Origin of the sequence: Alteromonas salexigens (assembly GCF_025628895.1) — a bacterium.
Taxonomy (GTDB): Bacteria; Pseudomonadota; Gammaproteobacteria; order Enterobacterales; family Alteromonadaceae; genus Alteromonas; species Alteromonas salexigens.
Genome location: NZ_JAOTJC010000006.1, coordinates 634,098 through 658,103 on the forward strand (window position 1 = coordinate 634,098; position 24,006 = coordinate 658,103).

General features: G+C 51.4%; 22 protein-coding genes and 1 tRNA gene. 16 read left to right on the plus strand and 7 right to left on the minus strand.

Annotated elements, in window-relative coordinates; genetic code table 11:
- Nucleotides 1–256: 256 nt before the first annotated feature.
- The 6 genes from OCL06_RS06890 to ftsH all read right to left on the minus strand — a co-directional run bounded on the left by OCL06_RS06890 (nucleotide 257) and on the right by ftsH (nucleotide 5,926).
- Nucleotides 257–342: transfer RNA gene (locus tag OCL06_RS06890), tRNA-Leu, on the minus strand.
- Nucleotides 343–349: 7 nt separating this feature from the next.
- The gene (secG, locus tag OCL06_RS06895; protein ID WP_262992997.1) at nucleotides 350–733 is read right to left on the minus strand and encodes a preprotein translocase subunit SecG; all 384 of its coding nucleotides are present in this window, start codon (nucleotides 731–733) and stop codon (nucleotides 350–352) included.
- Nucleotides 734–743: 10 nt separating this feature from the next.
- A complete protein-coding gene (tpiA, locus tag OCL06_RS06900; protein ID WP_262992998.1) occupies nucleotides 744–1,496 on the minus strand; it encodes a triose-phosphate isomerase in 753 nt (250 codons plus the stop codon).
- 95 nt (nucleotides 1,497–1,591) lie between these two features.
- Complete coding sequence (gene glmM, locus OCL06_RS06905; protein ID WP_262992999.1) at nucleotides 1,592–2,935, minus strand: phosphoglucosamine mutase; 1,344 nt, start codon at nucleotides 2,933–2,935, stop codon at nucleotides 1,592–1,594.
- Between the two features lie 14 nt (nucleotides 2,936–2,949).
- Nucleotides 2,950–3,777: a dihydropteroate synthase gene (gene folP / locus OCL06_RS06910; protein ID WP_262993000.1), complete on the minus strand. Its 828-nt coding sequence runs from the start codon at nucleotides 3,775–3,777 to the stop codon at nucleotides 2,950–2,952.
- Nucleotides 3,778–3,976: 199 nt separating this feature from the next.
- A complete protein-coding gene (ftsH, locus tag OCL06_RS06915) occupies nucleotides 3,977–5,926 on the minus strand; it encodes an ATP-dependent zinc metalloprotease FtsH (RefSeq protein ID WP_262993001.1) in 1,950 nt (649 codons plus the stop codon).
- 682 nt (nucleotides 5,927–6,608) lie between these two features.
- On the opposite strand from ftsH, the gene yhbY reads away from it, so the two are divergent.
- The gene (yhbY, locus tag OCL06_RS06920) at nucleotides 6,609–6,902 is read left to right on the plus strand and encodes a ribosome assembly RNA-binding protein YhbY (RefSeq protein ID WP_262993002.1); all 294 of its coding nucleotides are present in this window, start codon (nucleotides 6,609–6,611) and stop codon (nucleotides 6,900–6,902) included.
- A 98-nt stretch (nucleotides 6,903–7,000) separates the two neighbouring features.
- Nucleotides 7,001–7,777, plus strand: coding sequence for an SDR family NAD(P)-dependent oxidoreductase (locus OCL06_RS06925; RefSeq protein ID WP_262993003.1), 777 nt, complete (start codon nucleotides 7,001–7,003; stop codon nucleotides 7,775–7,777).
- An 81-nt stretch (nucleotides 7,778–7,858) separates the two neighbouring features.
- Here OCL06_RS06925 and OCL06_RS06930 read toward each other — a convergent pair whose 3' ends face one another.
- Nucleotides 7,859–10,255, minus strand: a complete 2,397-nt coding sequence (locus OCL06_RS06930) for a Lon protease family protein (RefSeq protein WP_373318451.1) — start codon at nucleotides 10,253–10,255, stop codon at nucleotides 7,859–7,861.
- A gap of 125 nt (nucleotides 10,256–10,380) precedes the next feature.
- Here OCL06_RS06930 and OCL06_RS06935 point away from each other — a divergent pair, with 125 nt between their 5' ends.
- The 14 genes from OCL06_RS06935 (at nucleotide 10,381) to lipA (ending at nucleotide 23,987) form a co-directional block, all read left to right on the plus strand.
- On the plus strand, nucleotides 10,381–10,920 hold the full coding sequence (locus tag OCL06_RS06935; protein ID WP_262993005.1) for an SRPBCC domain-containing protein: 540 nt from the start codon (nucleotides 10,381–10,383) through the stop codon (nucleotides 10,918–10,920).
- Nucleotides 10,921–11,097: 177 nt separating this feature from the next.
- Complete coding sequence (leuS, locus tag OCL06_RS06940; protein WP_262993006.1) at nucleotides 11,098–13,701, plus strand: leucine--tRNA ligase; 2,604 nt, start codon at nucleotides 11,098–11,100, stop codon at nucleotides 13,699–13,701.
- Nucleotides 13,702–13,703: 2 nt separating this feature from the next.
- Complete coding sequence (locus OCL06_RS06945) at nucleotides 13,704–14,219, plus strand: LPS-assembly lipoprotein LptE (RefSeq protein WP_262993007.1); 516 nt, start codon at nucleotides 13,704–13,706, stop codon at nucleotides 14,217–14,219.
- A gap of 4 nt (nucleotides 14,220–14,223) precedes the next feature.
- The gene (gene holA, locus OCL06_RS06950) at nucleotides 14,224–15,258 is read left to right on the plus strand and encodes a DNA polymerase III subunit delta (RefSeq protein WP_262993008.1); all 1,035 of its coding nucleotides are present in this window, start codon (nucleotides 14,224–14,226) and stop codon (nucleotides 15,256–15,258) included.
- Entirely contained in the window at nucleotides 15,251–15,913 is a 663-nt protein-coding gene (gene nadD, locus OCL06_RS06955; RefSeq protein WP_262993009.1) for a nicotinate (nicotinamide) nucleotide adenylyltransferase, read from the plus strand. The genes holA and nadD overlap by 8 nt, the downstream gene beginning before the upstream one ends.
- A 14-nt stretch (nucleotides 15,914–15,927) precedes the next feature.
- On the plus strand, nucleotides 15,928–16,245 hold the full coding sequence (gene rsfS / locus OCL06_RS06960) for a ribosome silencing factor (RefSeq protein ID WP_262993010.1): 318 nt from the start codon (nucleotides 15,928–15,930) through the stop codon (nucleotides 16,243–16,245).
- A 55-nt stretch (nucleotides 16,246–16,300) separates the two neighbouring features.
- Nucleotides 16,301–16,771 carry a 23S rRNA (pseudouridine(1915)-N(3))-methyltransferase RlmH gene (rlmH, locus tag OCL06_RS06965; RefSeq protein WP_262993011.1) on the plus strand — a complete coding sequence of 157 codons (471 nt, stop codon included), beginning with the start codon at nucleotides 16,301–16,303 and terminating at the stop codon, nucleotides 16,769–16,771.
- 5 nt (nucleotides 16,772–16,776) lie between these two features.
- Entirely contained in the window at nucleotides 16,777–18,684 is a 1,908-nt protein-coding gene (mrdA, locus tag OCL06_RS06970; protein ID WP_262993012.1) for a penicillin-binding protein 2, read from the plus strand.
- The gene (gene rodA / locus OCL06_RS06975; protein WP_262993013.1) at nucleotides 18,681–19,796 is read left to right on the plus strand and encodes a rod shape-determining protein RodA; all 1,116 of its coding nucleotides are present in this window, start codon (nucleotides 18,681–18,683) and stop codon (nucleotides 19,794–19,796) included. Before mrdA ends, rodA begins: the two co-directional genes overlap by 4 nt.
- A complete protein-coding gene (locus tag OCL06_RS06980; RefSeq protein ID WP_444541956.1) occupies nucleotides 19,796–20,647 on the plus strand; it encodes a septal ring lytic transglycosylase RlpA family protein in 852 nt (283 codons plus the stop codon). Before rodA ends, OCL06_RS06980 begins: the two co-directional genes overlap by 1 nt.
- Before the next feature lie 247 nt (nucleotides 20,648–20,894).
- Nucleotides 20,895–22,025, plus strand: coding sequence for a serine hydrolase (locus OCL06_RS06985; protein ID WP_373318456.1), 1,131 nt, complete (start codon nucleotides 20,895–20,897; stop codon nucleotides 22,023–22,025).
- A gap of 83 nt (nucleotides 22,026–22,108) precedes the next feature.
- Nucleotides 22,109–22,375: a DUF493 family protein YbeD gene (gene ybeD, locus OCL06_RS06990; RefSeq protein ID WP_262993128.1), complete on the plus strand. Its 267-nt coding sequence runs from the start codon at nucleotides 22,109–22,111 to the stop codon at nucleotides 22,373–22,375.
- Nucleotides 22,376–23,032, plus strand: coding sequence for a lipoyl(octanoyl) transferase LipB (lipB, locus tag OCL06_RS06995; RefSeq protein ID WP_262993016.1), 657 nt, complete (start codon nucleotides 22,376–22,378; stop codon nucleotides 23,030–23,032).
- Entirely contained in the window at nucleotides 23,025–23,987 is a 963-nt protein-coding gene (lipA, locus tag OCL06_RS07000) for a lipoyl synthase (protein WP_262993017.1), read from the plus strand. Before lipB ends, lipA begins: the two co-directional genes overlap by 8 nt.
- Nucleotides 23,988–24,006: the final 19 nt, after the last annotated feature.

Consider the following 24,006-nt stretch of genomic DNA (forward strand, 5'->3'; position numbering starts at 1 on the left):
AGTATGCCCAGCAGTCCCAACGCACCTGCGCAATTAGATAAATACTTGATACAGCACCTCATCGAAAGTGGCTTAGCACGTTAAATCTACGCGACTTTATCTGGCTTAACAAGCTAACCGGCCCAATCGCGTATTACTGGAATTCTGAGCGATAACAATCCCCTAGTGCAAGGTTACTCGTCCTGATAGAAGACACGATGATACTGATAAATGCCTGAGGCATAAAAAAAGCCAGCTTAAAGCTGGCTTCTAAATATGGTGCGGAAGGCGGGACTTGAACCCGCACGAGCTATGCTCACCACCCCCTCAAGATGGCGTGTCTACCAATTCCACCACTTCCGCAAATTGTTTAGTTCGGGACGTCAGTTGTATTGTCTTCGTTGCTTACCGGTACATCGCCAGCCGGAGCTGGGGTATCAGTAACGGGTACATCACTGTCTGCTGGCACAGATTGCTCTGCTGCAGGCACGTCGATATCCCACTCGTCTGTGCCGCTATCGCGGTTGGCAGTGATATTGCCTAAAAACAAGCTGATCGCAAAAAATAACGTCGCCAGGATGCCAGTTGTCCGAGTCATAAAATTACCTGAGCCCGAAGAACCAAACACCGTATTAGAGCCGCCGGCACCAAATGATGCGCCCATGTCTGCGCCTTTGCCCTGTTGGATCAGCACAAAACCAATCAGTAACAGTGCGATAATCAGGTACGCAACCAATAGCACTTCGTATAACATAATTACCTCGTTACTTTGCCGCCTGGCAAATAGTCATAAAATCGTCGGCCTTGAGACTGGCTCCGCCAATCAAACCACCGTCAACATCAGGTTGACTGAACAATGCTTCGGCATTGTCGGCTTTAACACTGCCGCCGTATAAAATTCTCATTCCGTCTGCTACCGCCTCATCGGTTTCGGCTAACGTAGCGCGGATATACGCATGTACATTTTGAGCCTGTTCCGGAGAAGCGGTTTTACCGGTTCCGATAGCCCAAATAGGCTCATAGGCTATCACACATCCGGACAGGTCTTGCGGCGATAACTGTTTGGTTAACGCAGCCAGTTGCTTGCCCAGATACTCCTGCAATGCGCTCTCGCCTGCTTCTCTGACATCCAGTGGCTCGCCAATGCAAACGATAGGCGTCAGATTCGCTGACAGTACTCGTGCCGCTTTCTGTGCTACAAGCTCGCTGCTTTCACCATGATCCTGTCGGCGTTCTGAATGACCGACAATAACATAATCGCAACCGCATTCCGCGAGCATCCCGGTAGAAACATCTCCGGTATGTGCGCCATTATCTAATGCACTGACGTCCTGACCACCCAGCGCAAACGCTGAAGCTTCAAATGACGTCAGAAAAACGCTTGGCGGGCAGATGACAACATCAACACCTTCCACACTATTCGCATTAAGCGTGTCGGAAAACGTTCCGGCCAGTTCACGACTGCCATTCATTTTCCAGTTTCCTGCTACAAGCGGAGTTCTACTCATGGTGTTCACTTTTCAGACCTTAGCCCTGTCTCAAAGCGGGCGTGATATTAACGATTTCAATTAAAATATACAAGAACTAAACGTAAAATCTGCCAGCCAATCAATTAACTGGCGACTTTACGTACAGCATCAGCGATAAACTCTGCCCACTTTTCAGATGCAGCCTTATCATCCGACTCTACCATAACGCGGATCAGCGGTTCGGTACCACTCTTACGCAGCAATACCCGTCCCCGTTTACCCAGCGCAGATTCGGCTTCCCGGCTTGCCTGCTGAACGTCTTCTGCTTCAAGCGGATCGGCAGATGACTCGCTGTAACGCACATTAACCAGTACCTGCGGATACATTTCGAAGCCACTGGAAAGATCATGTAAATTCATGTGACTGCGCAGCATGGCAGCGATAACCTGCAAACCGGCAACGATCCCGTCACCTGTGGAGGCAATATTCAGATTCAGTACATGTCCTGAGTTTTCACCACCGATAGACCAGCCTTTCTGTTGTAACAGCTCCATCACGTACCGGTCGCCCACTTTACTGCGAGCAAAGGGGACGCCCAGTTTCGCCAGCGCATTTTCAAGACCGAGGTTACTCATCAGGGTACCGACTACTCCACCCTGCATCTTGCCGTTTTTTAATGCATCACGGGCAATAATGTATAAGATTTGATCGCCATCCAGAACATTGCCCAGGTGATCTACCATCATAATCCGGTCACCATCGCCATCCAGCGCGAAGCCAAGATCAGCGCCAACCTCTTTGACCCGGTTTACCACCGCACTCATAGAGGTAGCACCTACTTTGTCGTTGATGTTGAGGCCATCCGGTTGTGTACCGATCTCGACTACCTCAGCCCCCAGTTCTCTGAGTACATCAGGGGCGATGTGGTAGGTGGCGCCATGGGCGCAATCCACCACCACTTTTAAACCAGTGAGAGACAGTTCAGACGGGAATGTGCCTTTACAGAATTCGATGTAACGACCGGCGGCATCGTTAATGCGGGTAGCTTTGCCCAGCTTATCAGAAGCAACACAGGTCATTGGCTGCTCTAGCATTCGTTCAATCGCCAGCTCAATGTCATCGTCCAGCTTAAATCCATTGGCAGAAAAGAACTTGATGCCGTTATCATAAAATGGGTTGTGGGAAGCACTGATAACAATGCCCGCTTCAGAACGAAACGTTTTAGTCAGATACGCAATGGCCGGGGTGGGCATAGGTCCCAGTAACCCGATGTTGATACCAGCGGCGGACAGGCCGGCCTCCAGCGAGGACTCCAGCATATAACCACTGATACGGGTATCTTTGCCAATCAGGACTTTATTGGTGCCCCGTCCGGCGAGGACCTTACCGGCCGCCCAGCCTAATTTAGTGACAAACTCAGGATTAATGGCGCTCTCGCCTACTTTTCCGCGAATACCATCCGTGCCGAAATATTTCCGCTGTCCCATACTACTTTTCCTGTTTATTGCTGTTGCGCCCGGAGCATATTCACAATAGCGACCGCATCGGCGGTTTCCTGCACATCGTGAACCCTTAATATGTGTGCTCCCATATTGGCAGCAATTGTAGCGAGGGTTACGCTTCCCGCCAAGCGCTCATTAACCGGTCGGTTGATTACCTGACCAATCATTGATTTACGGGACATCCCCACCAGCAGAGGAAAACCCAGTCTCATCAATTCAGGCAGGCCATTCAGTAACTGATAGTTATGCGCCAGCGCTTTACCAAAGCCAAAGCCGGGGTCGAGAATAATTGAATTATCACTGATACCGGCATCCCGACAGGCGGCGACCCTGGCCATCAAAAAATCGCTGACATCGCGGGTCACATCCTTGTACTGCGGACTGTCCTGCATGGTACGGGGCTGCCCCTGCATGTGCATCAGGCATACAGGCACACCGGCCTTTGCCGCAGCACTCAGCGCCCCCGGTTCCTGTAAAGCACGAACATCATTAATCAGCGTTGCGCCGGCCGCGACCGCTTCGCGCATGACAACAGCTTTACTGGTATCAATAGAAATTACTGCATCAACATGACTACTCAATGCCTCAATAACCGGAATTACCCTGTCGAGTTCTTCCTGTTCACTGACCGCTGGTGCGCCGGGACGGGTGGATTCACCCCCTACGTCAATAAACGCAGCGCCCGCCGCAACCATAGATTCACCATGCGCGACGGCCGTGGCGACAGAATCATGCTGGCCCCCGTCAGAAAACGAGTCCGGCGTCACGTTGAGGATCCCCATCACACTGGGCGTAGTAAGTGGAATAGTTCGCGAGCAAAACTTCATAGGTAACACTTTTTATCAGGTTGCATTTGTGAGGCGATAATACCATAGGCACACAGCGTACCGCGGTTTTAGCGCTAATTCTGACTGCCTTTTCAATCGCCCCGCTGTAAAGTCAGCTTTCTGTCAGGCGACCAGCGCACGACTTCCCGGCAGACATAAAAAAAGCGCCACATAAGTGGCGCTTTTCAAAAGTGCTGGATTAACCTGGTAAATCACCGGGTTTACCGACTGATGGCTTGTCTACGCCATCATTTTTAATTTCACCTTCACGGGCTGGCTTACCGCCGCTGGGCTTATCACCATCTGACGGTGTGCGATCATCCCAGTCTGCAGGTGGACGCACTTCCCGACGGGCCATCAAATCATCAATCTGCTTGGCATCAATGGTTTCGTACTTCATCAGTGCATCTTTCATGGAATGCAGAATATCAATATTCTCTTCCAGGATAGTTTTAGCACGCTCGTAGTTTGAATCTATCAGCGCTTTGATTTCGCTGTCGATTGCACGGGCGGTGTCATCGGACATATTTGATGCCTTAGACATACTCTTACCTAAGAACACCTCGCCTTCTTCCTCGGCGTAAAGCATCGGTCCCATTTTGCTGGACAGACCCCACTGAGTCACCATCTTGCGGGCGATATCAGTGGCTCGCTCGATATCATTCGAGGCACCAGTGGTGACCTTATCGTCGCCGTAGATAATCTGCTCGGCAATCCGTCCACCGAAGAGGCTGGACAACATGCTTTCCAAATGCTGCTTAGAATGACTTACCCGGTCTCGTTCTGGCAGGTACATAGTGACACCCAATGCACGGCCACGAGGGATAATAGACACTTTGTATACCGGATCGTGTTCTGGTACCAGACGACCAACAATGGCGTGACCCGCTTCATGATAGGCCGTCATTTCTTTTTCTGACTCAGACATCACCATGGACTTACGCTCAGAGCCCATCATGATTTTGTCTTTGGCTTTCTCAAACTCTTCCATGGAAACAAGGCGCTTGTTCCCACGGGCAGCAAACAGCGCCGCTTCGTTCACCAGGTTTGCCAAATCGGCACCTGAAAAGCCTGGCGTACCCCGTGCTATTACTGCCGGTTCCACATCATCAGCCACCGGTACTTTACGCACGTGGACTTTCAGTATTTGCTCACGGCCTCGGATATCGGGCAGACCAACCACAACCTGACGGTCAAAACGACCAGGACGCAGCAAGGCCGGGTCCAATACATCAGGGCGGTTCGTTGCGGCGATGACAATAATGCCTTCGTGGCCTTCGAAACCGTCCATTTCTACTAACATCTGGTTAAGAGTTTGCTCACGCTCATCGTGACCGCCACCAAGACCGGCGCCACGCTGGCGACCTACCGCATCTATTTCGTCGATAAAGATAATGCATGGGGCGGCTTTTTTCGCTTGCTCGAACATGTCACGGACACGTGATGCACCTACACCCACGAACATTTCTACGAAGTCAGAGCCAGAAATGGTAAAGAAAGGCACCTTCGCCTCACCGGCAATGGCTTTCGCCAGCAAGGTTTTACCTGTTCCGGGCGGGCCTACCATCAGTACGCCTTTAGGGATCTTGCCACCTAATTTCTGGAACTTAGACGGGTCGCGCAGGAAATCCACCAGCTCGGCAACATCTTCTTTTGCTTCGTCACAGCCTGCCACATCCGCAAAAGTAGTTTTGATTTGATCTTCACCTAACAGACGGGCCTTGCTCTTGCCAAACGACATGGCGCCACGGCCACCGCCGCCCTGCATCTGCCGCATGAAGAAAATCCAGACAGCGATAAGCAGCAACATCGGGAACCAGGAAATAAAGATAGACGTCAGGATTGACGGCTCTTCAGGCGGTTCGCCCAACATCCGCACTTCATTTTTTGCCAAGTCTGAAATCAGCTTGTCATCGAAATAAGGAATGTAGGTGACAAACGATTCACCAGACCTTTTAGTGCCGCGGATTTCCCGGGAATCACCATCTATTCTGACTTCACGAATATTCCCCTGATTCACTTCTTTCAGGAATGTTGTGTAGTCGGTTTGCGCCCGCGTGGACTCTCCAGGCGAAAAGCTCTGGAACACCGACATCAACACAACGGCGATAACCAACCACAGAATTAAATTTTTTGCCATATCGCTCAATGCTACTAACCTCTAAAAAATTCAGCTTACAACAGCCATTTATGTGCAATTTCCTTACCACAGCCGGCTATTCTACGTTGTTCGCTGGGACGAAATTCGCTACCCCAAGGGTACTACACTTTATATCCGCTAGCTACCAGATACACTTCACTTCAACGCACCCGCAGTGAATCCGGTTTACGCGTTTTAATTTATTTGCACTTGTCACGGGGATTCTGAAATACGCACCGTTCCTTGATTCCGGAGAACCTTGCCAATAAAGCGGTTTTCGGAGTTTCGTCCGTCAACACGATTACCATCGCGCACTTTCACCAGAACATCGACTTCACTCAACTTTTACGGGTCTTCTGACAGTCATTAACAAGGTGACTTATCAGACCACAGAATGATTACGGTGTTCCCGGCTAATGTGTTCAAAAGCAATGTACGTCACGTACTTTATATTTACATCACTTTCGTCGTTCAGAGCGGGGGCGAACCTGGCTCCGCCATGTAACTACAGCCCCAACCAGATATTCCACCCAGACCGGCTAGCCGACCCTGGCCTAAGACAGCCGTATTGGTACGCCAAATGTTTCTTTTTGTCTTTCCGGCACATTGTCATTGGGATTGTTGAATAGATGGCGTTAGAATACGGCATTTCAAGTTGCAACAATCAGATTAATTGTAAGAAAACCTATTAATGAAATTATCAAACAAACAAAAGCAGTTTCTCAAAGGGCTCGCCCATCCTCTCAAACCCGTCGTACAGCTTGGAGCTAATGGCCTGACTGAAGGCGTGGTAGCGGAAATTGACAACGCGCTGACTCATCACGAGCTGATTAAAGTGAAAGTACCCACTGATGATCGGGAAGAGAAAGCGTTGATCATGGATGCCATTGTTCGCGAGACGGGCGCAGTGAAACTGCAGGTAATCGGTCATACACTGGTTATCTACCGCCCCTCTGACGAGCGTAAAATTCAGTTGCCAAAATAACTGAGTCCTGACACTTCCGTTTACTGGTTGCCATGGTGTTCAATTACAACTGTCAGTAGTATTAGTAACATTGTAATAACAACAACACAGGAAACACTATGGAACTTTCAGGCTCAACGGCCATTGTTACCGGCGGCTGTTCTGGCTTAGGCCACGCCACGGCCATCGCATTACGGGAAGCCGGTCTTAATGTCGCGTTATTCGACATGAACGACGAGGTGGGCAGTACCCGGGTAAACGAGCTTGGTGCCGAACATACCCTGTTTTGTCAGGTCGACGTGCGTGACGAAAAGCAGGTTCAGTCCGCAATTGATGAAGTCAAAGCGCGCTTTGGCGATATTCATTTGTGCGTCAACTGTGCTGGCATCGCGCCAGCGAAGCGTTTGCTGGATAAAGAAGGCAATGCAGCCCCGCTGGATGCGTTTCAGAACACCATCGACATTAACCTGGTAGGCAGCTTCAACGTAGCCCGCCTGGTTGCGCAGGCCATGGCTTCGCAACCCACTCAGGGTGAAGCCAATGAACGGGGACTGATAATCAATACAGCATCCGTGGCGGGCTATGAAGGGCAAATAGGCCAGACTGCTTATGCTGCCAGCAAGGGCGGCATAATTGGTTTAACGCTGCCTATGGCACGGGATTTAGCGCCGCTGGGCATACGCGTTAACACTATCGCCCCTGGCATTATGGGCACGCCTATGTTACTTGCTATGCCGGATAAGGTTCAGGATGCGCTGGTGAGTAATGTCCAGTTTCCGAAACGTCTCGGCCTACCGGAAGAATTCGGTAAACTGGTGAAGCATATGATGGACAATGCCTATCTGAACGGAGAAACCATTCGTCTGGATGGCGCCCTGCGAATGCCGCCAAAATAGCAGCCACCTCACTCTCAAAAGCCGGCACTGAGTTGCCGGCTTTTTTATGGAAAACCCGTCGATCGGTACGCCACAGAGTGATTAATCGGAGTCGCCACCATTGACCATTAGCGCAATATTATAGAGCCGGTTCACTGCATGATAATTAATAGACTGTTTCGGATAACGGCCACGGGTAGATAGCGCGCCGGCTTCTTTTTGCATCAGTAAAGCAAGCGCATCATCGACCGTTTCTACCGTATATATATGAAACTGCCCTCTTTTCACCGCATTAATTACCGCACTGTCGAGTACCAGATTTAGCTCATTGGACTTGGGAATAACTACGCCTTGTGTGCCCGTTAACCCCCGGTGCTGGCATAAATCAAAATACCCTTCAATTTTCTCATTCACGCCCCCCACTGCCTGGACCTCTCCATACTGATTAATGGAGCCTGTAACAGCCAGTGTTTGCAGTGCGGGAATATCCGTGAGAGCGGAAATCAGCGCCACGAGTTCGCCCAGTGACGCGCTGTCGCCATCGATATGGCCATAGGACTGCTCAAGGGCAATGTTCGCCGATAGTGTCAGCGGAAAATGCTGGGCATATTTGTTCCCCAGGTAACCGGTCAGCAGCATTACCCCTTTTGAGTGGATGGGCTGACCAAGTTCCACTTCTCGTTCAATATCCACTACCCCGCTGGCGCCAGCAAATACCGTCGCGGTAATCCGGGCCGGCGTACCGAACGCCGTACCGCCTATTTCCATCACGGTCAGCCCGTTGACTTTGCCGACTGCTTTGCCATCGGTGGCAATCAGCACGTGCCCTTCCTTTATATCATTGAGCAGGGTCTGGCTCACCCGGCCGGTGCGACGTTTTTTCGCATTCAATGCCGTCTCAAGGTGGCCCAGCTCCAGGGTTTTATCCGCCGCTTTTTTACAGAAGTAGTCTGCTTCGTTGATGAGTTCCAGCACTTCCGCAAAATGCGCCGAGAACTTCTCTTTGTGCTCAGCCATGCGCAGGGCATATTCAACCAGCCGATGCATCGCTTTGGCAGATATTCCGTCTAACCCTTTGGAGGCAACATGACGGCGAACGCGGCCGACAAAATCGAAAAGCGACTGTCTGGTGACCGGAATTTCCAGGTCAAAATCGACCAGTACCCGAAACAACTCATCAAACTCCGGATCGTAGTCCTGTAATGTATAGTAAAGATCCCGGGAGCCCAGCAGAATGATTTTCACCTGCAAATCAATTGACTGAGGCTGCAGAGTGATGGCATTAACCATGCCCACGTCCTGTTGTGGCAAGTCCATTTTGAGTTTGGCAAATTTGATTGCCTGCTTCAGGGAGTCCCATACATACGGCTGATCAATCAGTTGCTCTACATCCAGTAACAGGTAACCGCCGTTGGCTTTATGTAATGCGCCGGGGCGGATCATCCGGTAGTTGGTATAGACGCTGCCGTGAATGTTAGTGTATTCCACCTTTCCAAACAGGTTCTGGTAACTGGGGTGAGGCTCATAGATTACCGGCGCACCGTCTTCTAGCACATGTCCCACCACCACATTAGGCATAAACTGCTCTTCCAGATATAACCGGCGGTCCAGCTCGTCACCCTTATCTTCTTTGCGCTCCTCACAATACAGAGCGACAACTGTGTCAATCAAATGTGTACGGATTTGCTTTAAGTATTTAAGCACGCCCAGATCACCGTTATACTTGTGCTCCAGCGCTTTTAACAGCGGACGGATCCCCTGCTCCGCAGTTTCTTTGTCGAGTTCCCGCAATTTTTCACTGTGTTCCCGCTTCCAGACCGGCAAACCGAGCAGGCTCTCACTCAGACGATTTTCCAGCTCATCTATCAGGGTGTAGTAATATTGCCGCTTTTCATCGCTAAGCGTAGCAAACTCAGTATCGCTAATGGGTTTACCGTCGACTACGGGAGAGAAAGTAATCGTCCCGCCTTCCTCATAGAGGGCGACGCCATTCGCCTGCGCATACCGCTCTAGCGCGTCAATAGCCTGGTCGTATTTTTGCTCGTACGCACGGTTTATCGCAGTTCGCTTGCGTTGATTACCGGGGTGGTCGAACGCCGCGGGAAAGGTGGCGAGCAGATCGTCAATAAGACTCTGAATGTCTTTTTGCAGCGCTTTACCGCCGCCCGGATGCATTTTCAACACCACAGGCTCACGTTCATCTTCAAAATTGTTCAGGTAACACCAGTCATCTGGCGTTGGTAGCGCAGCAACATGTCGTTCAATGTAATCTTTAACCAGCGAAAAGCGGCCCGTGGACTGCTCCCCCATGACATACAAATTATAACCCTTCGTATTGATTCCCAATCCAAAGGTGAGTGCCTCGCGCGCGCGCTCCTGGCCAATGAAGGTCGCATTGAAAGCTTCATCGTCGGCAAGGGCAGCACTTATAATTCTGCGGTTGAATGACGGTGATAACGCGGAAGCCGCGAGGGGGGTGAAACTTGGCACACCTGACATACTTGTAATAACTTTCTCAATTTTTGTTAAGTGAAACGTGATTCGTCAGCGCTGTCAAACGCTTATGCTTGTATTTGCTCACCTTGCGTACTAGTCTCAAATTTATTTTTTACAGAACGCCATTCATGCATACTTTTCGTGTATCCCTCTTCGCCAGCTTTATTAGTGGACTGATTTTCACTACGGCGGTCACCGCCGAGGTCCGGCATGCCGCTGATGATGGCTTTGTCATCAGTAACAAAGCAATGACGAACGCCTCACCACAAGAAGTCTGGCAAGCGCTTACCGGGCAGGTGGATGAATGGTGGCCCAAAGATCATACCTGGTGGCGTGGCACCTTAAGTATAGATACTCAGGCCGGCGGTTGCTTCTGCGAACAGCATAATGACAATTCGGCCACCCATATGCATATTAGCCAGGTGGCACCGCCCCATAAGCTGGTCATGACCGGTGGTCTGGGGCCTTTACAGGCAATGGGCGTAAATGGCGCGCTGGTATGGTCAATTACTAAAAAAGAGGCCGGCACCGAGGTAGCGTTAACTTATCGCGTACATGGCTATGCCCCCCCGGATGGGCTGACCACGCTGGCGCCCGTTGTGGACCAGGTACAAGCACAGCAACTGGCCAGCCTTATCCACTTCGTTACCTCCGACAGTGGCGAATAATTCAACGTTTTAACGACTTTTTTTCATCAATCGGCCGGCGCCTATTGAGGCTTTCACCGGCGCTGAGGTATTCTATACAGCTTCATTTGTCGTGATGCACTGGCGTATCCACGCCAACGACAAACGTAAGTGTGCATCAGCCTTTAAACCAATCAACATTGCGGAAGCCCGATCTTCATGGCCGAAAAACAGTATAACCCCAAAGAAATAGAACAACAGGTGCAACAATACTGGCAGGACAATGCGTCTTTCAAAGCCGTTGAGCAGCCAGAAAAAGAAAAATTCTACTGTCTTTCCATGTTCCCCTACCCCAGCGGCCGTCTTCATATGGGTCACGTAAGGAACTACACCATTGGTGATGTGATCAGCCGCTTCCAACGGATGCAGGGCAAAAATGTGCTTCAGCCTATGGGATGGGACGCCTTTGGTCTGCCAGCTGAAAACGCAGCCATCAACAATAATACTGCACCTGCCAAGTGGACCTACGCCAATATTGATTACATGAAGTCACAGCTGAAATCGCTGGGCTTCGGTTATGACTGGGATCGGGAAGTGACTACCTGTACACCAGAGTACTATCGCTGGGAGCAGTGGTTCTTCACACGTTTGTACGAAAAAGGACTGGTGTACAAAAAGAATTCCACGGTTAACTGGGATCCGGTTGACCAGACCGTCTTGGCAAATGAACAGGTTATCGATGGTCGTGGCTGGCGTTCAGGTGCCCTGGTTGAGCAAAAAGAAATTCCGCAATGGTTCATTAAAATTACCGATTATGCCGAAGAACTGCTGGCAGATCTGGAACAACTGGAAGAATGGCCTGATCAGGTGCGTGCCATGCAGGCCAACTGGATTGGTCGCTCTGAAGGCGTAGACATTACCTTTGATCTTGAAGCAGCGGCCGGTGATGTGAATAACCTTACAGTCTACACCACCCGTCCGGACACGCTATACGGCGTGACCTATGTGGCCGTCGCTGCGCAACACCCGATTGCTGAATTCGCTGCCGCAAATAATCCGGACCTGGCCGCGTTTATTGATGAATGCCGGAATACCAAAGTCGCCGAAGCTGAACTGGCCACGATGGAGAAAAAAGGCTGCGCCACCGGCGTCTATGCACTGCATCCACTTACCGGCGAAAAACTGCCTGTCTGGGTGGCAAACTTTGTGCTGATGGATTACGGCTCCGGTGCGGTGATGTCAGTACCTGGCCACGACCAGCGTGACTGGGAATTTGCGACTAAATACCAGCTACCTATTCAACAGGTTGTCGCGCCGACGGAAAGTGCCCAGGGTTCTTGTGACCTCAGCCAGGCGGCTTATACCGAGAAAGGTGTGCTGGTTAATTCAGCTGAATTTGACGGCCTCAGTTTTGCTGACGCATTTGATGGCATTGCGAATAAACTGCAGTCCATGGGACGGGGTGAGCGTAAAGTGAACTACCGACTGCGCGACTGGGGGGTAAGCCGCCAGCGTTATTGGGGTACGCCCATCCCAATGCTCAATCTGGAAAACGGTGAGTCGGTTCCCGTGCCTGCGGAAGACTTACCGGTCGCGCTGCCTGAAGACGTGGAAATGAATGGCGTTATCTCGCCAATCAAAGCCGATCCCGAATGGGCGAAAGCACAGTATCAGGGGCAGCCTGCCACCCGCGAAACAGATACGTTCGATACATTCATGGAATCTTCCTGGTATTACGCCCGTTACGCTTGTGCGCAGAACCCGGACGCGATGCTGGACCCGAGTCAAGCCAATTACTGGCTGCCGGTGGATCAGTATATCGGCGGTATCGAACACGCCATTCTGCATCTGCTCTACTCACGTTTCTTCCATAAACTGCTACGGGATGAAGGACTGGTAGATTCCGATGAACCCTACAAGCGTCTGTTATGCCAGGGCATGGTATTAGCCGACTCTTTCTATCGTGAAGATGCCGCAGGTAAGAAAACCTGGTACTCCCCGGACGATGTAGAAACAGAAAAAGACAGTAAAGGCCGAATTGTGAAAGCCTGGCTGAAAGCGGATGGCAAGCCTGTGCTACATGGCGGCATGACTAAAATGTCGAAGTCTAAGAACAACGGCATTGACCCGCAGCAGGTAATTGACCAGTACGGCGCTGACACGGTGCGTTTATTTACCATGTTTGCCGCGCCACCAGAACAAACCCTGGAATGGGTAGATTCCGGGGTGGAAGGCGCGAACCGCTTTTTGCGTCGGGTCTGGAAACTGACTCAGGAGCATTTGCAGCACGGCGAGCCGGTACCACTGAATGTGGCTGCGCTGTCAAAAGACCAGCAAGCACTGCGTCGTGAAGTTCACAAAACCATTCAGAAAGTCACTGACGATCTGGGTCGCCGGCAAACGTTCAACACTGCCGTGGCGGCAGTGATGGAGCTGCTTAACCATCTGCAAAAAGCGCCGCAGGAGAGCGAACAGGATATCGCTCTGATGCGTGAAGCAGTGGAAAGTGTCCTGTTGCTGTTGAACCCGATTACCCCACACTTGTCGCACACGCTGTGGCATCAGCTGGGACACACTGAAGACGTTGAAACCGTGGCCTGGCCGGTGGCTGATGGAAAAGCCTTAATAGAAGACGAAAAACTGATCATTGTGCAGGTAAACGGTAAGGTGCGCGCGAAAATGACCGTAGCCGCCGATGCCGATAAGGCCACGGTAGAGAAGCAGGCACTGGCTCAGGCCAATGTTCAGCAATTTACCGAAGGTAAAACTGTTCGTAAGGTTATTGTGGTGCCCGGCAAACTTGTCAATATAGTGGCCAACTAAATATGCTCAAATTCGGACTGACTGCCTTACTGAGCCTGATGATAGCCGGTTGCGGCTTCCAGTTGCGGGGTGGGCAAACACTGCCCCCGGATATCAATCAGGTAGCGGTTGATGCAGTGCGCGTACATTCCCCCCTAGCCAGAACTTTGCTGGCCAGGCTGGATGTGTACGATATACAGCGTCTGCGCGCCAGCAAAGTAACTAACGCAGATCACACCGTGCTGGTGCGTATTCTGCCAGAGTCGCTGGAACGCCGGCTCCTGTCAGTCTACCCCTCGGGTCAGGTAGCCGAATACGAGCTCATATATGGCGTGAAGTATGTGGTGCAGTTTCCCGGTGCCGAGGCAGTAACGGCCTCATTCGAGGTATTGCGTGATTACCAGGATGATCCTGATCAGGTACTGGCAAAATCCCGCGAGTTGGACCTGGTACTCAAGGAAATGCGCGAGGAAGCGGCCGATCGCATTATCCGTCGATTGGCCAGCCAGGCCCCCCACCGCGCTACCGTGGTAGAGTAACAGGATGCAAGTCTATCCGAACCGCTTCGCTCAGGAGCTGAAAAACGGGCTAAAGCCCTGCTACCTGATTTTTGGTGACGAGCCGCAACAGAAGTTCGACATCATAGACACTATTCGCAGCCAGGCGCGCACCTCCGGATTCGACGAACGTACTGTGTTGGTGGCAGACAAAGAATTCAGCTGGAATCAGCTGTTGGATGCCACGCAGTCGATGTCGCTGTTCAGCGATAAGCAGCTGATTGAACTGGAACTGCCTACCGGCAAACCTGGTACTGAGGGCAGTAAGGTATTGCAGTCGGTGGCGGACTCTCTGGATGAGAATACCCTATTGCTTATCCATGGACCGCGTATTGGCAAGGATGTGCAAAAAGGCAAGTGGTTTAAATCACTGGACGCTATCGGTGTACACAGTATCTGTTACCCGCTTGAAGGTAAGCAGCTGACTGGCTGGCTTCAGGACCAACTGCGTAGCCATGCACTCCGGGTTTCACCGGCGGGAATGCAGCTAATTGCCGACTTCTGCGAAGGTAATTTACTGGCCGCAAAGCAGGAAATAGACAAGCTCGCCCTGCTTTATCCGGGTGCAGCTATCACTGACGAGCAAATTGAAGCGGCGATGGTAGACCAGTCCCGCTTTACAGTCTTTCAGCTCATCGATGTCATGCTCAGTGGTGAGCAACAGCGCTGTGTGAAGATGCTTTACCGGCTGGAAAGTGAAGGTATAGAACCCAACATCATTATCTGGGCACTGCTACGCGAGTGGCAAACACTGTGGACCCTGAAACAACAAATGCAGGCAGGCCAAAGCGTGCAGTGGCAACGCCATGGTATCTGGCGGAACCGTCAGGCCTTTTATCAGGCCGCCCTGGCGCGTCTTACGCTTGATCAGTTAAACCAAATACGTGATCAGCTCCAGCAGGCCGATTTTGTATTTAAGAACCAGACGCTGCCCCGCCCTTTCGTAAAACTGTGCCACCTCTGCATGTTATTTCTGGGCGTACCACTACAGAACATCCCTCTGTTGGCAGACGATGAGTAACACACCTCTTGCGCTGTTGGGCGGAACCTTTAATCCGCCCCATACAGGCCACATTGAGCCAGCGCTGGCCGCAGTAGAAGAGCTCGGTATTGCCCGGCTGGGTTTAATGCCCTGCCGGATACCGCCCCATAAAGACACGGCAGGTATCGCGCAACAACATCGGATAAATATGGTAAATGCCGTCTGCGCCGGGCACCCCACGCTGTACCCGGAGTTGATCGAACTGTCATTACCGCCGCCCTCCTACACGGTGAATACCCTCAGAGCGTTGAGAAAGGCACACCCGAATAACGCACTTTGCTTCCTCATTGGCGACGATTCGCTGTATAATTTGTCCAAGTGGTATGAGTGGGAGGCATTGCTGGACTACTGCCACCTGATTATTATGCGCAGAAATGTTGACCAAGATACGCTGTCGCCTGAAATTGAGGCGTTCACAGTGCAGCATCGGACAACGCATCCAGAAGTAATTCGCGAAACAACCCGTGGACATGTGTATTTTGCATCCACACCCTTGCAGAATATTTCTTCAACATCGCTGCGCAACCAAATTGCCCGCGCCGGAACAGTGAATTTACCCGCCATATCCCGGTGGCTAGCACCTTCAGTCGCGGACTACATTGAACAACATCAACTATACGTACCAACAACTTAGTACGAGGAGAACTTTTGGAGAGTCTACAACTCAAACAGTTTGTCATAGACAAAGTCGATGACATGAAAGCCCGGGACATAATGTCGCTGGACGTAAAAGGCAAGTCCACCATTACCGATACCATGGTGATTTGCTCAGGCAATTCTAAGCGTCATGTTATCTCCATTGCTGAGCACGTGCAGCTTGAAGCCAAGCAAGCCGGTCATGCAGCGACCAACATTGAAGGCAAAGAGTCCGGAGAGTGGGTGCTGGTTGATCTCGGCGACGTTATTTTGCATGTTATGCAGGATGAAACCCGCGACTTTTACCAGCTTGAGAAACTCTGGTCGTAGCCGTCCGGCCTCACAGTGCCGGCTACCGCAGTAATTATTAAAAGGTAACCGTTCCATGCGAATTCAAATCGTGGCAGTAGGAACTAAGATGCCTGGCTGGGTAAGCCAGGGCACCAACGAGTTTCTGCGTCGGTTCCCCACGGATATGCCGGTCGCATTTACTGAAATTGCTGCGGGTAAACGGGGTAAGAATGCTGATATTCCCCGTATCCTGCAAAAAGAAGGGGAGCTGATGCTGGCAGCGGTACCCAAAGGTAACCGAATTGTCACCCTGGAAGTCACCGGCAAACCCTGGGATACCCCTGCACTGGCCACCCAGCTTGATAACTGGAAAATGGATGGCCGGGATGTGAGCTTACTGATAGGTGGTCCGGAAGGTTTAGCGCCTGCCTGCATAGCGGCTTCCGAGCAAAAGTGGTCGCTATCCGCGCTCACCCTGCCTCACCCGCTGGTGCGCATTATCGTTACTGAAAGTCTGTACCGGGCCTGGTCGGTAACCCAGAATCACCCCTACCATCGCGAATAGTCATTATGCCTGCCAAGCGTCAGCACATCAGAGACCACAGCGCCGAGGCCAATTTATTTGCCCGCCGGGCCACCATTGCATTTCTGATTGTGGTAGCCATGCTGGGGGTGGTACTGAGCAACCTGTATGTGCTGCAGGTGAAACAACACGAAGATTATCAGACCCGCTCCAACGGTAACCGTATCAAGGTAATTCCTGTTGCGCCCAACCGCGGGCTTATTTATGACCGCAATGGTGTGTTACTGGCCGAAAACCGGCCGGTATTCAGTCTGGAAGTGGTACCGGAAAAAATTGCAGATTTAGACGCTACGCTGGACGCCCTCACCAAGTTAATGAGCATTACCCAGGAAGAAAAAGACTCCTTCTTTGCCACCCTGCGTGGACAACGGCGTTTTAAACCTGTGGCCTTGCGTACGCAGCTCAGTGAAGAAGAAGTGGCGCTGTTCTCAGCACAGCAACATCGCTTCCCCGGCGTCTCAATAGAAGCCCGGTTAGCCCGCCATTACCCGTTTAAGTCTACCCTTACTCACGTATTGGGATATGTATCCCGTATCAATAAAAAAGATCTGCAGAAACTGGTAGAGGCCGGGTCCGAGGCTAACTATGCCGCTACGCACGATATTGGGAAACTGGGGATAGAAAAGTACCATGAAGACTTACTCCATGGCACGGTAGGCTATCAGCAGGTTGAAGTGAATAATCAGGGGCGGGTTATTCGGGTGCTTGATACTGAGCCGCCGGTACCGGGTAAAGATCTGGTACTGAATATTGATATAGAATTGCAGTTGGCGGCCAGCAAAGCCCTGGATGGGGAGCGCGGTACGGTGGTGATCACGTCACCCAAGACCGGCGGTGTGCTGGCCATGTATTCAAGCCCAAGCTACGACCCGAACCTGTTTGTGCATGGCATTAGCAGAAAAAATTACTCCGCATTGCTTAATTCCCCGGATCGTCCGTTAATAAATCGGGCGACTCAGGGTCAGTATTCACCGGCCTCTACCATTAAGCCTCACCTGGCATTGCTGGGTCTTGAGCAGGATGTCATTGACCAACATACTACCATCAATGATACCGGTCGTTACCGCTTACCCAACGTGAGTCACGTGTGGCGTGACTGGAAGCGCTGGGGGCACGGTGAAGTGGATGTGGCCAGGGCAATAGAAGTATCCTGCGATACCTTTTACTACGACCTCGCCTATCAGCTGGGGATCGACAAAATAAGTGAAGCCATGTTTGAATTTGGTTTCGGTGAATTTACCGGTATCGACTTGTACGAAGAGTCTGACGCCAATATGCCCAGCCGGGGATGGAAACGGGCACGGTTTAATCAGCCCTGGTATATCGGTGATACCATCCCGGTAGGCATTGGTCAGAGTTTCTGGACAGCCACCCCTATTCAACTTGCTCATTCCATCAACACCCTGGTTAATCGCGGTGAGCGTTATGTCCCGCAAATATTACGCGGTTATCGCTATGAAGATGGCCAGGTGGAACTGGAACCCCTTAAGTCACTGCGCCCGATACAGATATCTGAACCGGCAAACTGGGATATTGTGCTCAACGCTATGCATGATGTGGTGCACGGCGAAGACGGTACGGCCCGCCACGCCTTCAAAGACACCACCTACGAGTCTGCAGGCAAAACCGGCACCGCCCAGCTTTTTTCTGTGGGTCAGAATGAAAAGTATGACGAAGAAGAGGTGGATGAACGGTTACGGGACAATGCGCTGTATGTCGGTTATGCCCCTTTTGATGATCCTGAAGTGTCAGTAACTGTGGTTATTGAAAATGCCGGCGGTGGCAGTGCCAATGCTGCACCTGTTGCCCGTGACATGATGGACTTTTATTTCCGTCACCACACATTTGACCCTACACCGCTGGCGAGCGCAGTTGCCAATCAGGGAAGCCAATGAAACGTACGACGCTAAAGCCAAATCAAATTTCACTGCTACAGCGCATTCACATTGACGGTTGGCTATTGCTGGGGTTGTTGGCGCTGATGGCCGTGGGTCTGATTACGCTTTACTCTGCCTCAGGCCAGGATCCGGGTCAGATGGAGCGGCAGTTCACCCGGCTGGCCGTCGCCGCGGTGGTTATGCTGGTCATGGCGCAGGTGCCGCCCATGGCGTACCGTCGGTTATCGGTGTACGCCTACGGGCTGGGATTGCTTATGCTGATAGCGGTACTGGTAGTGGGTGTAGTAGGAAAAGGGGCACAACGGTGGCTTGATCTGGGCTTTATCCGCTTTCAGCCCTCCGAATTAATGAAACTGGCGGTGCCTATGATGGTCGCCTGGTATATCAGTAAATTCACCCTTCCGCCCAAGCATATGCAGGTGGGTATTGGTTTTGCCATGGTAGTGGTTCCCACTATCCTGATTGCCCGGCAGCCAGATCTGGGGACGTCCCTGCTGATTGCCAGCTCAGGCATTTTTGCCATTTTCCTGGCAGGGATGAGCTGGAAACTTATTGGCTTTGTTGCCGTTGCGCTGGGCGCCTTCGCGCCCATCATGTGGTTCTTTCTGATGCAGGAATATCAAAAGCAGCGCGTGACCACCTTTCTGAATCCGGAAAGTGACCCGTTGGGTGCCGGCTATCACATCATCCAGTCTAAAATCGCCATTGGTTCAGGGGGCGTTGACGGAAAAGGCTGGTTACAGGGCACCCAGTCGCAACTTGAATTTTTACCTGAGCGTCATACTGATTTTATTTTTTCGGTATTCAGTGAAGAATTTGGCCTTATTGGCGTACTCGGTTTACTGGCTATTTATCTGTTTATTATTCTGCGCGGACTGATCATTGCCAGCCGAGCCCAGGATGCCTATAGCAAACTACTGGCCGGCAGTATTACACTGACTTTCTTCGTGTACGTATTCGTAAATATGGGCATGGTTTCGGGCTTGTTACCTGTGGTGGGTGTTCCCCTGCCTCTGGTGAGCTATGGGGGGACTTCCATGGTGACATTGATGGCGGGTTTTGGCATGCTGATGGCAATTAGTACCCAAAAACGGTTTATGTCGCGGTGATACGTCAGTTTTCTTATTATCTCATTTTTCTGGTCATAACCCTTGCCGGGTGTCAGTCAGCCCCTGAAAGCCGTTACACGCTGAAGCAGGACTCTGCGCCGGCGTTCGCCCATGACACGCCAGCCATGATCGATGCGGTGCCTAAATACGAACCTTACCGCACGTTTAACAGTCGCCCTTATGAGGTGTTGGGCAAGCGCTATTATCCAATGCAAACCGGCAAAGGCTACGAGGAAGAGGGCTACGCTTCATGGTACGGCCAAAAGTTTCACGGCCACCTCACCTCCAATGGTGAAACCTACAACATGTTCGCCATGACCGCGGCCCACAAAACCCTGCCCCTGCCCTCTTATGTCAGAGTGACCAACTTGAGCAATGGCAAACAAGCTATCGTTCGGGTGAACGACCGTGGCCCGTTTCATGACAACCGCATTATTGATTTATCCTATGCAGCGGCCATCAAACTGGACTACCACAATCACGGCACTGCCAAGGTGAAGCTGGAAGTCATTCATTTTGATGAGGAAAATAATGTTACCGTCGGCAAGCAACCCACTGTTACCTACGCTGAATATGCCGGGCTGACAGACCCCGAGCCTGCGGCTTCGGCGTCCTCTGGCTCTACAGCCACTTATATTCAGGTCGCTGCACTCTCTGACATTGAACGTGCCCGCTCAATCTCTTCAGTATTGTCATCGCTTTATCAGGTGCCCACAGAAATACCCATGGTGAACAATGTATACAAGCTACGTTTAGGCCCCCTGCACGACCGCTTTCAGGTTAAAATGTTATTGCATGAACTGAAAAACAACGGCTATCCTGGCGCCTATACGGTGCAGGAAACCCTTTAATCGTCTGTAAATGTGGCTAAATTATGGCACTGACCTGACTTATCAGGGGCGTGACCGTTTAAGGCTCGCGTTCGTCGCCCATTCAGGTAAACTTTTCCCATGAGAGCTAGTCCAACGTCAGGGCTTGCGGTAAACTCCACGAGATCACATTCACCTTTGTAAACGGTAGAACAGTAAAAGAATCATGTATAAACAATTAAAGTGCGCTAAACCGACTACCTTCGCTCAAATTCTGGCAAGTCTCTGCATGCTGCTCATGCTGGCAACTGCGTCAGCAACGGCCGTCGTGGTGACGCCACCTGCCCCCAATGTTTCGGCCAAAGGCTTTGTGCTGATGGATCACGAAACCGGGCACCTCATTGCGGAGCAAAATGCCGATATGCAACTGGCTCCGGCCAGCCTGACCAAAATCATGACAGTCTATGTGGTAGGCAAAGAATTACAGGCGGGTAATATCAGCCTGGATGACGAAGTGACCATCTCCGAAAATGCCTGGGCAAAGAAATTCCCGGACTCCTCTAAAATGTTTATCGAAGTAGGCACTAAAGTTAAAGTCAGCGAGCTGTTACGTGGCATTATCGTACAGTCTGGTAATGATGCGTGTGTGGCTATCGCCGAACATATTGCGGGCTCGGAAAGCGCATTTGCCAGCATGATGAATGCTCACGCAGCGTCACTGGGCATGACCGCCAGTAACTTTGTGAACAGTCACGGTCTGCACGACCCGGACCATTACACGTCCCCCCGTGATATGGCCATACTGTCTAAAGCACTGATCAATGAAACACCGCAAATGTATGACATTTACAGTGAAAAAGAATTTACCTACAACGGCATTAAGCAATATAACCGCAACAGCCTGTTGTGGGATAAAAGCCTGAATGTAGACGGTATTAAAACGGGTCACACGTCAGATGCCGGTTACAGCCTGATCACATCAGCGGCGCAAGGCGATATGCGTCTTATTTCAGTGGTAATGGGAACCGACAGCGAGCGCGCCCGTAAGGTAGAAAACAAAAAGCTGCTTCGTTATGGCTTCCGTTTCTATGAAACGGTCACCCCGTATCAGGCGGGCGACAGCTTCGTTGCACACCGTATTTATATGGGGGATCGGGAAACAGTAGATCTTGGAATTAACCAATCTACCCCCATAACCATTCCCCGTGGGCAGGCGAAGAACCTCGAGGCCAATTTTGAGCTGGATAAGAAACTGGAAGCGCCGCTGGCCAAGGGTCAGGTAGTGGGCACCCTGTACATTCAGCTGGACGGCGAAGATGTGGCGCGCTATCCGCTGGTTACGCTCCAGGAAGTGCAACAGGGCGGCTGGTTTGACCGCATCAAGGATTACGTACTACTGCAACTGGGGTTTGAGGACTAAAACACCCACACCACTAGTTCACGGACGGCCAGATTGTTATAATCCGGCCGTTTTTGTTTTTACTCCCGTATTGTAAAGGATCCCTGATGGATACCCGATTTGATGAGCTGTTGGACTTTCCGACACACCAGACATTCAAAGTCATGGGCGTGGCCCATGAAGATCTGCCGGCACAGGTAGTGGCCTGCCTGCAGGAACATGCACCCGGCGATTACGCCCCCACCGTGAAGCCAAGCAGTAAGGGTAACTATCACTCGGTATCGGTGTCAGTAAGGGTAACCAGTAAAGACCATATGGAAACCATTTACACCGAGTTAGCCAAGCTGGAACTGGTAAGAGTAGTACTGTAAGTGACAAAGAACAGTAGCCCGCTGATAGTCAGGCAATTGGGCCGCCAGGCGTATGAACCGGTGTGGCAACACATGCAGGCGTTAACCGATACCCGTGATGAAAACACCGCCGATGAAATTTGGCTGGTAGAACACGACCCGGTATTTACCCAGGGTCAGGCGGGTAAAGCTGAGCATATTCTGATGCCCGGCAATATTCCGGTGGTGCAGGTAGACCGGGGCGGTCAGGTCACCTATCACGGCCCCGGACAGCAGGTGATTTACCTGCTGCTGGACATAAAGAGACGCAAACTGGGTGTCAGACACCTGGTTAATGCCATGGAAAATGCGGTTATTAAACTACTCGCACGGGACAATGTTGACGCTTACGCGAAAAAAGACGCCCCCGGGGTGTATGTTGATGAGCGTAAGGTATGCTCGGTGGGGTTACGTATCCGTCGAGGCTGCTCATTCCATGGACTGGCACTAAATGTTAATATGGATCTGTCGCCGTTTCAGCGCATCAACCCCTGCGGTTATGCGGGAATGGAAATGACAGACACTGCCCGTTTGGGCGGCGTCGAGACGCTGGAAGCTGCTGGCTCGGCGCTGGTATCCCTGCTTCTGTCAGAACTGGGTATCCAGAACATCCACAACAAAGAAGGTTTCGATGAGTAACGCACGACCTAAAGCCGGGGTAAAGCTCCGCGACGATGAAAAAGTTAAACACATCCCTGTCACTATAGTACCGACAGAGAAAGAGGAAATGCTGCGCAAGCCTGAGTGGATTAAAATCAAGCTGCCACGCACAACCGATCGCATCGATCACATAAAGAAAACGTTACGCAAAAACAATTTGCATTCGGTATGCGAAGAAGCAAGTTGTCCGAACCTGGCTGAATGTTTTAATCACGGTACTGCCACGTTTATGATCCTTGGTGATATCTGCACCCGGCGTTGTCCTTTCTGCGACGTGGCCCACGGTAAGCCGTTACCGCCAAGTGCTGAAGAACCTTTAAAGCTGGCTACCACCATTGCAGAGATGAAGCTGAACTATGTGGTAATAACGTCGGTGGACCGGGACGACCTGCGGGATGGCGGAGCTCAGCATTTCGTCGATTGTATCAATGCCATTCGCGAACACAGCCCGGAGACCACCATTGAAGTGCTGGTACCGGACTTCCGCGGACGTATGGACCGTGCTCTGGAGATATTTCAGCAGGGTTTACCCGATGTCTTCAATCATAACCTTGAAACCATCCCCCGTCTTTATCGCGAATGCCGGCCCGGTGCCAACTACCAATGGTCGCTGGACTTGCTGAAAAAGTTCAAGGAACAGCATCCGGAAATTCGTACCAAATCCGGCCTGATGATGGGCATGGGTGAAAACAGTGAAGAAATCCAGGGCGTTTTACGGGACCTGCGTGAGCATGGTGTCGACATGCTGACACTGGGTCAGTATTTACAACCAAGCCGCCATCACTTCCCGGTGAAAAAGTACGTTCATCCGGACGAGTTCGATGCACTGGGTGAGTACGCGAAATCCATTGGTTTCTCACATGCTGCCTGTGGACCTATGGTACGTTCAAGTTACCACGCCGACCAGCAAGCCGCCGGCAAAGAAGTTAAATAACCACCTCACCTATAAAGAA

Excerpts from the sequence above, each read along its gene's own strand:
- secG (WP_262992997.1), bottom strand. The coding sequence starts at position 733 with ATGTTATACGAAGTGCTATTGGTTGCGTACCTGATTATCGCACTGTTA.
- glmM (WP_262992999.1), bottom strand. The coding sequence starts at position 2,935 with ATGGGACAGCGGAAATATTTCGGCACGGATGGTATTCGCGGAAAAGTA.
- folP (WP_262993000.1), bottom strand. The coding sequence starts at position 3,777 with ATGAAGTTTTGCTCGCGAACTATTCCACTTACTACGCCCAGTGTGATG.
- yhbY (WP_262993002.1), top strand. The coding sequence starts at position 6,609 with ATGAAATTATCAAACAAACAAAAGCAGTTTCTCAAAGGGCTCGCCCAT.
- OCL06_RS06925 (WP_262993003.1), top strand. The coding sequence starts at position 7,001 with ATGGAACTTTCAGGCTCAACGGCCATTGTTACCGGCGGCTGTTCTGGC.
- OCL06_RS06930 (WP_373318451.1), bottom strand. The coding sequence starts at position 10,255 with ATGTCAGGTGTGCCAAGTTTCACCCCCCTCGCGGCTTCCGCGTTATCA.
- OCL06_RS06935 (WP_262993005.1), top strand. The coding sequence starts at position 10,381 with ATGCATACTTTTCGTGTATCCCTCTTCGCCAGCTTTATTAGTGGACTG.
- leuS (WP_262993006.1), top strand. The coding sequence starts at position 11,098 with ATGGCCGAAAAACAGTATAACCCCAAAGAAATAGAACAACAGGTGCAA.
- OCL06_RS06945 (WP_262993007.1), top strand. The coding sequence starts at position 13,704 with ATGCTCAAATTCGGACTGACTGCCTTACTGAGCCTGATGATAGCCGGT.
- holA (WP_262993008.1), top strand. The coding sequence starts at position 14,224 with ATGCAAGTCTATCCGAACCGCTTCGCTCAGGAGCTGAAAAACGGGCTA.
- nadD (WP_262993009.1), top strand. The coding sequence starts at position 15,251 with ATGAGTAACACACCTCTTGCGCTGTTGGGCGGAACCTTTAATCCGCCC.
- rlmH (WP_262993011.1), top strand. The coding sequence starts at position 16,301 with ATGCGAATTCAAATCGTGGCAGTAGGAACTAAGATGCCTGGCTGGGTA.
- mrdA (WP_262993012.1), top strand. The coding sequence starts at position 16,777 with ATGCCTGCCAAGCGTCAGCACATCAGAGACCACAGCGCCGAGGCCAAT.
- rodA (WP_262993013.1), top strand. The coding sequence starts at position 18,681 with ATGAAACGTACGACGCTAAAGCCAAATCAAATTTCACTGCTACAGCGC.
- OCL06_RS06985 (WP_373318456.1), top strand. The coding sequence starts at position 20,895 with ATGCTGCTCATGCTGGCAACTGCGTCAGCAACGGCCGTCGTGGTGACG.
- lipA (WP_262993017.1), top strand. The coding sequence starts at position 23,025 with ATGAGTAACGCACGACCTAAAGCCGGGGTAAAGCTCCGCGACGATGAA.